Source organism: Serratia sp. 2723 (assembly GCF_050434425.1).
Classification (GTDB): Bacteria; Pseudomonadota; Gammaproteobacteria; order Enterobacterales; family Enterobacteriaceae; genus Chania.
Window position 1 is genome coordinate 61,513 of the sequence record NZ_JBNDIN010000015.1, and the last position, 13,495, is coordinate 75,007.

Sequence of the window (13,495 nt, forward strand, 5' to 3'; positions counted from 1 at the left end):
CCTATCACACTGATTTTAATAATTTAATTTTATCTTATTTTAAGCTCGCCGAGGGAGCATCTCGCTCATCACTCACCACTTGGGGTTATGACTGCAAATGAGAGCCAACGCATAAAACACTAATATCGTTAGCCAACCGATAACAAATCACGAACCAACTGACTAGACTTGAGTCAAAAACACGGTGAGGGGTCATCTAGCCAGCACTATTGACGGCCTAAGCCGCATTTTCAGATTTTATTGAGCTAAGGAGCTAGCAGTATGATCGACCAGCACTTCATCTCGCCGAATGAAATTCGCGCCAAATTTTCCCTGGCAATGTCGGCCATGTATCAACAAGAGGTGCCACTATACGGTGACTTGATCGAACTGGTCGCAGAAACCAACCGGGAGGTACTGAGTAAAGATTCAGCCTTGGCCCATGGGTTACAGATTACCGGTGAAATCGGTCGATTATCTATGGAGCGCCACGGCGCTATCCGCGTCGGCACAGCAGCTGAATTGCAGACCTTACGACGACTGTTTGCCGTCATGGGCATGTCTCCGGTGGGTTATTATGATCTGACCGCTGCTGGCGTCCCCGTCCACTCCACCGCCTTTCGTGCCATACATGAAGCCGATCTGCAAGTCAGCCCGTTTCGCATATTTACTTCGTTGCTACGGCTGGAACTGATTGAGAATGTGGCGCTGCGCGAGCTGGCACAACGGCTACTGGATCGCCGCTGCATTTTTACCGAGCGGGCTTTGGAGCTGATAGCGTTACATGAAATCCAGGGCGGGCTGGATGCCGAACAGGCGCAAGAATTCGTTGCCCAGGCGCTCGAAACCTTCCGTTGGCACCGTTTGGCCACCGTCAGCGCCAGTGAATATCAACAGTTGCACAATCAACATCGCCTGATCGCCGATATCGTTGCCTTCAAAGGGCCACATATCAACCATCTGACGCCAAGAACGCTGGATATCGATCGGGTACAGGCGGCAATGCCAGAACGCGGGATCCCGCCCAAAGCGGTGATCGAAGGCCCGCCTACGCGCCACTGCCCTATTCTGTTACGCCAGACCAGTTTCAAAGCGTTAGAGGAACAAGTCTTGTTTATCGAACCTGACGGTCATCAGGTTGTGGGGCATCACACCGCGCGTTTCGGTGAGATTGAGCAACGGGGCGTAGCCCTGACCGCCAAAGGGCGGGCGCTCTACGATCGCCTGCTGCAGGCCGCCCAGGATGCATTACAGGTTCCGGCTACGGAAGATAATGCTCCACGCTATTACCAACTGCTGGCTGAACATTTCCAGGCTTTCCCGGATGATTACAATGCACTACGTGTGCAGCAATTAGCCTGGTTCCGCTATTTCCCTACCGAATGTGGGCTGGCAGCTAAAGACACCATTGAGCAGCACAGCACGCTCGAACAGCTCATCGCTCTGGACTACATCCGCTTCCAGCCACTGGTGTATGAGGATTTCCTGCCAGTCAGCGCCGCCGGAATTTTTCAGTCTAATCTGGGGGGGAGCCACCATGCGCAATACGCAGCAGCATCGAGCCGAGCGGCGTTTGAACAGGCATTAGGGGCAGACGTGATTGATGAGTTGGCGCTTTATCAGCAAACGCAGCAGCGCTCGCTACAGGCTTGCGCGCAAGCCTTGGGATTGCGCGCTTTGGAGGCTTGGATTATTTGATTAACTGCTGGATCTCGTGTAACAGTTGCTCGGCCTGCTCGGTGGGAAGTACCGCTTCAACCGGCAGATACCACCAGTCAGGCTGGGCAAAGGTACGGCATTTCACCGCATCCTTTTCGGTCATCAGCAACGTTTGCCCCTGACTCACCAGTGCGGCTAACTGCCCGTGGTTGTATTCCTGGTGATCGGCAAAGGCCACCTCGCGCTCGACCTCAACCCCCAACTTTTCCAGCGTGGCGAAAAACCTTGGGGGATGACCGATCCCTGCCATCGCCACTACGTGGGGTAATTCGATCGCCGGGCGGCGTTCACCGCTGGCAATATTCACCGCATCCTGCGCCTGGAGCTTCATGGCGATTTCCCCCGGCTGGGCAACACCGCCATTTGCCACACAGGCATCCACCGTCTTTAAGCGGGACACACGCTCACGCATCGGGCCAGCGGGTAACCACCAACCATTACCGAAGCGACGAACACCATCGATCACCACCAGCTCAAAATCACGCTGTAAAGCATAGTGCTGGAGGCCATCGTCGGTGATGATCAAATCAAGCTCGCCCTGGTTCAACAAGGCTTGCACCGCTTCGGCGCGCTTTGGCGAAATAGCCACCGGCGCCCCGGTGCGCTGATAGATCAGCACGGGTTCATCACCGGCCTGCCGGGTGGTGGTCTGAGCATCCAGCACCAGCGGATAGACCGCCGACTTGCCGCCGTAACCTCTGGAAACCACGCCGACCCGGTAGCCACGCTGTTGCAGCTGTTCAACCAACCAGATCACCATCGGTGTTTTACCGTTGCCACCCGCCGTGAGGTTCCCCACAATAACCACCGGCACCGGCGCACGCCAACTCTTGCGCAAGCCACAACGGTAGCTAAGGCGGATCAGGCCGCTCACCAGGCCATACAGCCAGGAGAGCGGCAACAGCAGCAGGTAAACCAGTGAACTACCGGACCAGATGCGCTCTATCATTACTGACCAAACTGCATACGGTGAAGTTGTGCGTAAGCCCCTTTCTGCTCGATCAACTCGGCATGCTGGCCACGTTCAACGATACGCCCATCTTCAACCACCAGGATCTCATCGGCTTTCTCGATAGTCGACAGGCGGTGGGCAATCACCAATGAGGTACGGTTTTTCTGCAGTTCGTCCAAGGCCGCCTGGATCGCACGCTCGGATTCAGTATCCAGCGCGGAGGTGGCTTCATCCAGGATCAGGATTGGGCAATCTCGCAGCAAGGCACGAGCGATGGCAATACGCTGACGCTGACCACCGGAAAGCATCACGCCGTTCTCACCGATCACCGTATCCAGACCATGCTCCATTTTATCAATGAAGTCGGTGGCATAGGCCATACGCGCCGCTTTCTCAATTTCTTCACGGCTGTAGCGCTCTTCACGAGCATAGGCAATGTTGTTGGCAATGGTGTCGTTGAACAGGTGGACGTTCTGTGAGACCAGGGCAACCTGATCGCGCAACGAGGCCAGGGTATATTCCCGCAGATCATGGCCATCCATCAGGATCTGCCCTTCCTGCACGTCGTAGAAGCGCGTCAACAGGTTGGCAATCGTCGATTTACCCGAACCAGAACGGCCAACCAACGCCACCGTTTTACCTTCTGAAATGCTCAGATTGATATCACGCAGCGCCGGGATCTCACGCCCTGGATAGGCAAAGGTCACATTACGGAATTCGATATCACCTTTGGCACGCTCAACCTGGCGAGTACCGGTATCCTTTTCCTGTTCCAAATCCAGGATAGAGAACAACGTCTGGCAGGCCGCCATCCCGCGCTGGAACTGGGCATTGACGTTGGTCAAGGATTTCAGTGGGCGCATCAAGGCAATCATGGCGGAGAACACCACGGTAATGGTACCGGCTGTCAGCGTATCCATCACGCTAGGGAAGCTTGCTGCAAACAGCACAAACGCCAATGCCAATGAGGCGATCAACTGAATAATAGGATCGGCAATAGAAGAAGCCGAAACCAACTTCATTCCATGCTGACGCATGCGGTTACTGACGGTGTTGAAACGCTCGGTTTCCACCTGTTGGCCACCAAAGATCAGCACTTCTTTATGCCCTTTCAGCATCTGTTCTGCACTGGTCGTCACCTGCCCCATGGTGTTTTGCATATTTTTACTGATATTGCGGAAACGTTTGGAGACCAGACGGATCGCGAACGAGACGATCGGGGCCAGCACGATCAGGATCAGCGAAAGCTGCCAGCTGTAATAAAACATCATGATGAACAGGCCGATGATCGAGGCCCCTTCACGCACCACGGTAACCAACGCGCTGGAAGAGGATGAAGCTACCTGTTCCGAATCGTAGGTAATACGTGAAAGCAGCGTTCCTGTCGATTGCTGGTCAAAAAAGGCCACCGGCATTCTCATCATATGGCCGAACAGACGACGACGCATCTGCATCACCACCATGCCAGACACCCAGGAAATACAATAGCTGGAGACATAGCTGGTGATGCCACGCATCAGCATCAGGCCAATCACGACCAGCGGCATCCAATGCAAGACTCGGCTATCGGCTTTACCAAAGTCGTCTAATAACGGTTTGAGCAGGGACAACATTAACGTATCACCCGCAGCGTTTAAAACCAGCGCCACGGCAGCTACCACCAAACCGGCTTTAAAAGGAGTGATCATCGGCCAGAGGCGACGGAACGTCTGCCAGGTGGAGAGATCTTTATCATTCATCATGCAAATACCAGCATCGGAAGAAATAGCGGCCCATTCTACTCATTATCCCCCTCAACGCCAAACCGCTGATGATACCAACGTGGATTTAGTTGTTCGCGAAAGCCTTTAACTTGCCAATCATGACGATAAAAAAACACGCTGAGCTGCCCTGAGCGGGCCGTATCGCGCCAGGGAATGTGATTTTGCCGATAGCGTTTTACTATTTTTGCTGCCGGTAATCGCCAGGCGTTATAGCGGGATGCCGAGGCAAACGCCAGCTCGGGGGCAACGGCACGCAAAAATGGCGGCGTTGAAGATGTCTTGCTGCCGTGATGAGGCACCTGAAGGATAGTGCTGGGTAAATTCGCACGTTGTTTCAGTAACGCCTGCTCGGCCCGGCGTTCAATATCACCAGTCAGCAACAGGCTGAACTTGCCGTCATCGACACGCACTACGCAGGAATCATCGTTGGCAGCATAATCCACCCGTGCAGGCGGCCACAACACCTGAAAGTTTAGCTCTCGCCACACCCAGCGTTGCCCTTGAACGCAAGGCAGGTGGCCTACGTTGGCGATCGGCGTACGCACGCTGGCCAGTGGAAATGCGGCTGCTAATATCGGCAAGCCGCCGATATGATCCAGATGGCTATGGCTGATCACAATTTGCTCCAGCGAGATCTGCCGCCAGTGCAGGAATGGCAAAATGTTGCGTTCTGCCGCGCTGGAAGTTTGCCAGCGATTTCCAGTGTCGTAGATGACGGCCTTTCCTTCCCGCTCGATCACCACCGCCAGACCGTGCCCTACGTCGATCATATCGACCCGCCAGCGATAATCTGGCGACCTTTCCCGCCAGCATAGGCAACCTAACATCACCACGGCGCAACCGACAGGAAAATGATACCACCAGCGAAAACGCCAGCAAACCACGGCTAGCCAGCCAAGAGCGCTGAATTGCAGCAAGGCAGCCCCAACCTGTAGCCACCCTTGCTCAAGCCTGGGTAGCGGCCATAAGGCCCAACTGACGGTAAGATCGGCCAATTGCCAACACCAGTGGCTTACCGGCGGAATAAAAAACAGCATTAATGCCAATAATATCAACGGAACCGACAGCAGAGAAACGATCGGTACCGCCCAAAGGTTGGCAGGTAACGAGGTCCAACTCAAGCCATGAAACAGGCCAAATTGTAACGGCATCAGCAACAGCGTCATCCCTAGCTGCATGTGTAGCCAACGCAAAGGTGCCCAACCCCAAAATGCGCTGAAGCGCCTCGGCAGCGGTGCCCATTCAAACCAAAAGATTAAGGCCGCAACCGCCAGGGCGGAGAGCCAAAAGCTGTCCGAAAGCACCGACATAGGATCGCAAAGCAACAGCAGGCTGATACACCACAACCAGATTTGCCAGGAAGTACAGGAAACACCTTTGAGGCGCAACCAGAACCACAGAGACAAGGCAATAAAGGCTCGCATTGCCGGAGGTTGCCCACCCGCCAACCACACATAGCACAGCGCCATCAACCAACTGACGAGCAACGGCAAGCGGTAGCCGATGTAACGCGCGGGCAATAAAAACTGCACGCCACGCGCCAACCCCCAGGCAAAGACGGCAGCCAGGGAAATATGCAGGCCAGAAATCGCCATCAGGTGAGCCACGCCGGTTTTCATCAGTTGCCCACGCAGCTCATTACTCATCAGCGTCCGTTCGCCAAACGCCAGCGCCAGCAACACCGGGCGTTGCGTCAGCGGCATGAGCGATTGATCCCTCTGCGTGACGATCTGCTGGCGCCAGTTGCAGCCCTTATCCAGTGCCGTTGCGGAACGAACAAAGCCACGCAACGGTTGCCGATTAGCAATGGCCCAACGCTGACCGTCAAAACCCCCTTCATTCAGGCTGCTGTGTACCGGACGGAAGCGAACCTTCATCGCCCAACGTTGCCCCGCACAGGGCTTTTCGCCGCGCCAGTTTGCCGTAAAGGACAACGCAGGCACCAACCAGCGTCCGCTGACCTGCTCAATACGCAGTTGCACCTGTGACGTTTCAGCCCCGTCCAGCCAAATGTTACGCACTGAAGCAATCACGGCTTTATCGCCGCTGGCCGTCAACGCTGCGACTTGCTGCATCAACAGGCTGGCACTGCCGGTGGCGTAGATAAAGCCCAGCAGGCAGCAGCACAGTGCCTGACAGCATGGATTAGGTTTATGTCGCCATAACCACAGAGCGGCAACGGCTAGCCCCATCAACAAAGGCCACGACGGTAAGTGGGGTAAAAACAGTATTGGCAGCATCCCCATCACCAAAGCGATGGCGGCCCTATCCAGTGAGATCCTGATTTTCGCGCTCCTTGCCAAGTTTATCCTGTCACAAATGTGACTTCTCAGACGGATAACCGCCAGTTGCAGGTTGCTATTCCGGAAAGGGTTTTGTAAACAATCGGTTGGCTACTTGGCATTTGCAGCAAAGGTTGCGTAGCGGAGCGCAAATTTTGGCTGGTACGGAGGGAGTTACAGGTTACAGACGAAAAAAAACGGCACCCGAAGGGCACCGTTTTATATTCTTTACAAGCAACAACACTATGGGTGGTCAGCGACTAGCCATAGATATTGGCACGGTCACGTAACTCTTTACCTGGCTTGAAGTGAGGAACGTACTTGCCGTCCAACTCAACTTTATCACCCGTTTTAGGGTTACGGCCGACGCGCGGAGCACGGTAGTGAAGCGAAAAACTGCCGAATCCGCGGATCTCGATGCGCTCACCTTCGGCTAGCGTAGCTGCCATGTGTTCGAGCATCTCTTTCACTGCATCCTCAACGGCCTTCGCCGGAATATGAGATTGCTGGCCAGCAAGTCTTTCAATAAGTTCAGACTTGGTCATAGTACCTCCAAGCTTTGCAGCTAAACTACCGTATCGGGGCGGTCAGAAACCGCCCCCCGTCATTACTCGCCTTTAGCCGCTTTGAAGGCTTCAGCCATAGCGTTAGAGAAGTTGCTTTCTTCCGGCTTGGTATTGTTAACCGTAGCAATTGCATCTTTCTCGTCAGCTTCGTCCTTCGCACGGACGGACAGGCTTACAACGCGGTTCTTACGGTCAACGCCAGTGAATTTAGCTTCAACTTCGTCACCAACGTTCAGAACCAGAGTTGCGTCTTCAATACGGTCGCGAGAGGCTTCAGAAGCACGCAGGTAACCTTCTACGCCGCCTGCTAATTCAACTGTAGCACCTTTGGCGTCAACTGCAGTGACTTTACCAGTAACAATAGTACCTTTCTTGTTCATAGACAGGTAGTTATTGAACGGATCTTCAGCCAGTTGCTTCACGCCCAGGGAGATACGCTCGCGCTCTGCGTCAACTTGCAGAACCACAGCTGCGATTTCGTCGCCTTTCTTGTATTCACGAACTGCTTCTTCGCCTGCAACGTTCCAGGAGATGTCAGACAGGTGAACCAGGCCGTCGATGCCGCCGTCCAGGCCGATGAAGATACCGAAGTCAGTGATTGACTTGATTTTACCTTCAACACGGTCGCCCTTGTTGTGGGTTTCTGCGAACTGCTGCCATGGGTTGTTTTTGCACTGCTTCAGGCCCAGGGAGATACGACGACGCTCTTCATCGATGTCCAGAACCATCACTTCCACTACATCGCCCACGTTAACAACTTTGGACGGATGGATGTTTTTGTTGGTCCAATCCATTTCAGAAACGTGTACCAGACCTTCAACGCCTTCTTCGATTTCCACGAAGCAGCCGTAATCAGTCAGGTTGGTAACACGACCAGTCAGCTTGGTGCCTTCTGGGTAACGTTTAGCGATAGCAACCCATGGATCTTCGCCCAGTTGCTTCAGGCCCAGAGATACACGAGTACGCTCGCGGTCGAACTTCAGCACCTTGACAGTGATTTCGTCGCCCACGTTGACAATTTCGCTTGGGTGCTTAACGCGTTTCCAAGCCATGTCAGTGATGTGCAGCAGGCCGTCAACGCCGCCCAGATCCACGAATGCACCGTAGTCAGTGAGGTTCTTAACGATACCTTTAACTTCCATGCCTTCCTGCAGGTTTTCCAGCAGTTGATCGCGCTCTGCGCTGTTCTCGGATTCGATTACTGCACGACGAGAAACAACAACGTTGTTGCGCTTCTGGTCCAGCTTGATGACTTTGAACTCAAGCTCTTTGCCTTCCAGGTGCAGAGTGTCGCGAACTGGACGCACGTCAACCAGGGAACCTGGCAGGAACGCACGAATACCGTTCAGCTCTACAGTGAAGCCACCCTTAACTTTGCCGTTGATAACACCGACGACAGTTTCAGCTTCTTCGTAAGCTTTTTCCAGCGTGATCCAAGCTTCGTGACGCTTAGCTTTCTCACGGGACAGCAGAGTTTCACCGAAGCCATCTTCAACAGCGTCCAGCGCAACGTCAACTTCGTCGCCAACCTGGATTTCCAGCTCGCCCTGGGCGTTTTTGAATTGCTCAGCCGGGATGGCAGATTCAGATTTCAGACCGGCGTCAACCAGTACGACATCTTTATCGATAGCAACAACAACACCACGAACGATGGAACCCGGACGGGTTTCGATTGTTTTCAGGGATTCTTCAAAGAGTTGAGCGAAAGATTCAGTCATGTTTAATCTTCAGGGTTCTATAGTTTAACGTCCATTTAGCGTCCCGCCGAATGGGGTTGTTTCACATACCTCGCCATTGGCTTCCTGCCGACAAGGTTTAGGTTACAGGGGTAAAATTTTACCCGATATATTCAGTTACTGCTATGCAGTACGATGACAAATATAACAAAAAGCTAAAAACGCCGCCGCGCTTATCGCTGCGGCAACGCCAAAACTTCATGTGCATATGCCAACGCCCGCTGGATCACTTCCTCGATCGACATGCTGGTAGAATCCAACACGAGGGCATCGAGAGCCGGTACCAGTGGCGCAATAGCCCGATTACGGTCACGGTCATCCCGTTCCTTTATCTCGGCTAAAAGACGTTCAAAGTTAACATTAAAGCCCTTTTCCTGCAACTGTAGCATGCGACGATGCGCACGTTCTTCGGAACTGGCGTCAAGGAAAATTTTAACCGGCGCATCCGGGAACACCACCGTGCCCATGTCACGACCATCGGCGATCAGACCCGGTGTCTCGCGAAATGCGCGTTGGCGGCGCAGCAACGCCTCACGAACTCGTGGGAATGCAGCCGTTTGCGAAGCCGTATTACCAACGGTTTCGGTGCGGATCTCATTACTGACGTCCTCACCTTCCAAAATAACCTGCAGCTTGCCGTCCTGAGAAACAAAGCGGACGTCGAGATGGGCGGCCAAGGGGACTAACGCCTCTTCAGAGGTGATATCCACCTGATGGTGCAACGCTGCCAGGGCCAGTACGCGATAAATCGCGCCGGAATCCAGCAAACGCCAACCAAGGGATTCTGCCAGCGCTTTGCACAGCGTGCCTTTGCCTGCGCCACTTGGTCCATCAACGGTTATCACCGGAACTGTAGCCGTCATTTCTCTCTCCTTCAGGTAGAAACCTCACAGGAACACGCCTGCTTTCTGCCCCAGTAGGGGCAGATTCGGGGGCATATTATACGCGCCTGTGGAGTTTACTGTTACCGCGAACTGTCTGATTGCCGAAAAGATGGCCACCAATGCGTAAAAAAGGCCTCAAACGAGGCCCATCGATAACGGATATAGAGAAGATTATGCCAACTGGCTGATACGCGCCAACTGCTCAAAATAGTCCGGGAAGGTCTTGGCGGTACACTTCGGATCCAGAATGGTCACCGGCGTATCGGACAGCGCCACCAGCGAGAAGCACATCGCCATACGGTGATCGTTGTAAGTGCCGATCTCCGCAAACTGCAGCTTGCTTGGCGGCACAACCTGAATGTAATCCTCTCCTTCATCGACCTCGGCACCAACTTTGCGCAGTTCTGTCGCCATCGCCGCCAGACGGTCGGTTTCTTTTACCCGCCAGTTGTAGATATTGCGGATGGTGGTCGGCCCAGTCGCGAACAACGCGGTGGTGGCAATGGTCATCGCCGCATCTGGAATGTGGTTCATGTCCATATCGATGCCTTTTAACTCACCACGGCTACACTCGATAAAGTCATCGCCCCAGGTGATGCGCGCGCCCATTTTTTCCAGCACGTCGGCAAATTTGGTATCGCCCTGCACGCTTTTCTTACCGATACCGGTGACACGCACGGTGCCGCCCTTGATCGCCGCAGCGGCCAGGAAATAGGATGCCGAAGAGGCATCGCCCTCCACCAGATAGTCGCCAGGCGAACGGTAGGTCTGCTGGCCACGAATATGGAACACGCGATAGTTATCGTGCGTAACCTCGACGCCGAAAGTACTCATCAGGTGCAGGGTAATATCAATATAAGGTTTGGAAACCAGCTCACCCAAAATATGGATCGCGGTGTCCTGGGCTGCTAACGGTGCCATCATCAGCAAGGCGGTCAGAAACTGGCTGGAAACGCTGCCGTCGACACTAACGTCGCCGCCACGGAAGCCGCCACGCAGGCGCACCGGTGGATAATCGGTTTGTTCGAGATAATCGATTTGCGCTCCGCCCTGACGTAAGGCATCGACCAGATGGCCGATCGGGCGCTCTTTCATGCGTGGTTCACCGGTCAAGACAACATCGCCCTCTCCCAGGCATAGTGCTGCTGCCAACGGACGCATTGCCGTACCGGCATTACCGAGGAACAGCTCCAACGGCTGCGTGGCAACCAATGGGCCAGCGTTGCCCTCAACGGAACAGGTGGTGCGATCGTCGGAGAGCTGGTAACTCACTCCCAGCGCCTGCAAAGCATTCAGCATATGACGCACGTCGTCGCTGTCCAGCAGGTTGGTCAGCCGGGTCGTTCCCCGCGCCAGCGCAGCCAGTAGCAAAGCCCGATTGGATACGCTCTTGGAGCCGGGTAAGTTGACGGTGCCATCGACCAAAGCAACCGGTTGTAACGTCAGGGAATCCACCATGTGAACAAAACTCTCCAGAATCTGATAAACGAAACGGCCCCGGAATAATGCCGGAGCCGCTTTAATGCAAAAGGACAACAGCGGTACGACCGCCCGTTCAATGCGGGCGGTGGCAATCAACCATGGCGACGTTCAAAATCGACCATAAAGTCGGTCAGGGTCTTCACACCCGCCAGCGGCATCGCATTATAGATGGAAGCACGCATGCCGCCTACTACGCGGTGGCCCTTCAGCGCCTGCAGGCCAATGGCTTCTGCTTCGCTCAGGAACACTTTATCCAGCGCAGGATCGGCAAGCTGGAACGGCACGTTCATCCAGGAGCGGTTGGCAACGGCCACGCGGCTACGGTAGAAGTCCGACTTATCGATAGTGCTATACAGCAACTCGGCCTTGGCCTGGTTGCGTTTTTGCATTTCCACCAGGCCGCCCTGCTCTTTCAGCCATTTGAAGACCAGGCCAGACAGATACCAGGCGAAGGTTGGCGGCGTATTGAACATCGAGTCATTTTCTGCCAGCACGGTGTAATCCAGGATCGACGGGACTTCACGGCGTGCTTTACCCAGCAGATCATCACGCACAATCACCAGCGTCAGGCCAGCTGGACCAATGTTTTTCTGTGCGCCCGCATAGATGACGCCGAAACGGCTGACGTCCAACGGACGGGAAAGGATGGTCGAAGAGTAATCGCCGATCACCACTTTATCGCCAAAGTCTGGCGTTTCATCAATCGCTACGCCGTCGATGGTTTCGTTCGGGCAATAGTGCACGTAGGCCGCGTTATCACTCAGTTGCCACTCTTTCATCGGTTTGATGCCGCTTAAGCCGTCAACGGTGGTTTTAACATCAATCACCTTAGGCTGGCAGTATTTTTCCGCTTCGGTGATCGCGCTGTGCGCCCAGTAGCCGCCATCGATATAGTCGGCAGTGGTGTTATCGCCCAACAGGTTCAGAGGCAACGCGGCGAATTGCGCGCGGGCACCACCGTGGCAGAACAGCACTTTATAGTTGGCGGGGACTTTCAGCAGGTCGCGCAGGTCCTGTTCGGACTGTTCGGCGACGGCGATGAATTCTTTACTGCGATGGCTGATTTCCATCACCGAAGTGCCAAGACCGTGCCAGTTGCACAGCTCTTGTTCCGCACGACGCAACACTTCAACCGGCAGCATCGCCGGGCCTGAGCTAAAATTATAAACCTGAGTCATTTCCCCTCACCACATTCACTGTGCGCCGTAAAAACCGGCTTTCGACATATGCCCGAAGTTAACGCTGATGTTAACCAACTCTATCGGTTTTATCACTCACGTAACCCGGCTGCAATGCTTATTGTTCCAAGGGTGGGAAACTGGCGAGACCGCAAATAACAGGCTCTGCGGCCTCAGGGTTTATTTATGCCATAAAACGCTGTGACACTGGCGTATTCAGCGGGTTAACGCGGTTTTTTGTGCTGTATTCAGCTTACCCGGCTATGAGACAGTGCCGCGATCCATTTACGGTTGCCACAGCGTGGGCAGTCGTGTTCGGGTGATGGCGTCAAGGTTGAGATCAGACTACACATACCGCAGGCGTAATCACCCTCCACATCAATCTCACCCACGCTTTCGACGCATTGTGCCGGTAACACCGGTAACCCGGGCCGTACCTGCTCATCCGGATAGAAATACACCGATATGGTGCCGTTCACCTCAAGGATGGCCAATCTCACCTGCCCGAGGTGCTCGACACCGGCCTGACGGAGTTCCATAAAGAACTCATCGTGGGTGATATTTTCCCGGCACAGGATGTCCCAATCGAACAGCCCCTCGCTGACCAAAATCAGCGGTTCGCCCTCCATCCAGGTCTGGAGTTTTTGAAAGCGATCCATCAACCAGGTGGAAAAGCGATACATCACCATGATGGAAACAAACACCATCAGCACCGGCAATAAAGGAACATCTTGATAAAACGCAACGTCGCCAGCCGCCGATCCCAGCGTCAGGATGATCAGCACTTCAAACAGCGACATTTGGCGTACGCCACGCCGCCCGGTCATTTTTAAAAAGATAAACACCAGCAAAAAAGTGAACAGGCAGCGTAACGCCACCTCGGCCAGGAACTCTGGCGTGGTCTCGTCAAATGCCATTCTTTGGATATCAAATGCCTGCATGAAATCGTTCCTG

General features: G+C 54.3%; 10 protein-coding genes. 1 reads left to right on the forward strand and 9 read right to left on the reverse strand.

Annotation, left to right across the window (positions count from 1 at the left end):
• The first annotated feature begins 261 nt into the window (after positions 1-261).
• Positions 262-1,677, forward strand: a complete 1,416-nt coding sequence (gene hglS / locus ABIE29_RS19715; protein WP_429620524.1) for a 2-oxoadipate dioxygenase/decarboxylase HglS — start codon at positions 262-264, stop codon at positions 1,675-1,677.
• Here the strand turns inward: hglS and lpxK are convergent.
• The 9 genes from lpxK to ABIE29_RS19760 form a co-directional block, all read right to left on the reverse strand.
• Positions 1,670-2,647: a tetraacyldisaccharide 4'-kinase gene (gene lpxK / locus ABIE29_RS19720; RefSeq protein ID WP_429620526.1), complete on the reverse strand. Its 978-nt coding sequence runs from the start codon at positions 2,645-2,647 to the stop codon at positions 1,670-1,672. The two genes, hglS and lpxK, sit on opposite strands and share 8 nt — an antisense overlap.
• Complete coding sequence (msbA, locus tag ABIE29_RS19725; RefSeq protein ID WP_429620528.1) at positions 2,647-4,392, reverse strand: lipid A ABC transporter ATP-binding protein/permease MsbA; 1,746 nt, start codon at positions 4,390-4,392, stop codon at positions 2,647-2,649. The genes lpxK and msbA overlap by 1 nt, the downstream gene beginning before the upstream one ends.
• Positions 4,393-4,427: 35 nt before the next feature.
• A complete protein-coding gene (locus ABIE29_RS19730; RefSeq protein WP_429620530.1) occupies positions 4,428-6,716 on the reverse strand; it encodes a ComEC family protein in 2,289 nt (762 codons plus the stop codon).
• 239 nt (positions 6,717-6,955) lie between these two features.
• Positions 6,956-7,240 (reverse strand): integration host factor subunit beta, encoded by a 285-nt coding sequence (gene ihfB / locus ABIE29_RS19735; protein ID WP_004928264.1) that lies wholly within the window; start codon positions 7,238-7,240, stop codon positions 6,956-6,958.
• Positions 7,241-7,302: 62 nt separating this feature from the next.
• Entirely contained in the window at positions 7,303-8,979 is a 1,677-nt protein-coding gene (gene rpsA / locus ABIE29_RS19740) for a 30S ribosomal protein S1 (protein WP_021804919.1), read from the reverse strand.
• Positions 8,980-9,170: 191 nt separating this feature from the next.
• Positions 9,171-9,860, reverse strand: a complete 690-nt coding sequence (gene cmk, locus ABIE29_RS19745; protein ID WP_429620533.1) for a (d)CMP kinase — start codon at positions 9,858-9,860, stop codon at positions 9,171-9,173.
• A 192-nt stretch (positions 9,861-10,052) separates the two neighbouring features.
• Positions 10,053-11,339: a 3-phosphoshikimate 1-carboxyvinyltransferase gene (gene aroA, locus ABIE29_RS19750; protein ID WP_429620535.1), complete on the reverse strand. Its 1,287-nt coding sequence runs from the start codon at positions 11,337-11,339 to the stop codon at positions 10,053-10,055.
• 116 nt (positions 11,340-11,455) lie between these two features.
• Positions 11,456-12,541, reverse strand: coding sequence for a 3-phosphoserine/phosphohydroxythreonine transaminase (serC, locus tag ABIE29_RS19755; RefSeq protein WP_429620537.1), 1,086 nt, complete (start codon positions 12,539-12,541; stop codon positions 11,456-11,458).
• A gap of 248 nt (positions 12,542-12,789) precedes the next feature.
• Positions 12,790-13,482, reverse strand: a complete 693-nt coding sequence (locus ABIE29_RS19760; RefSeq protein WP_429620539.1) for a DUF421 domain-containing protein — start codon at positions 13,480-13,482, stop codon at positions 12,790-12,792.
• Positions 13,483-13,495: the final 13 nt, after the last annotated feature.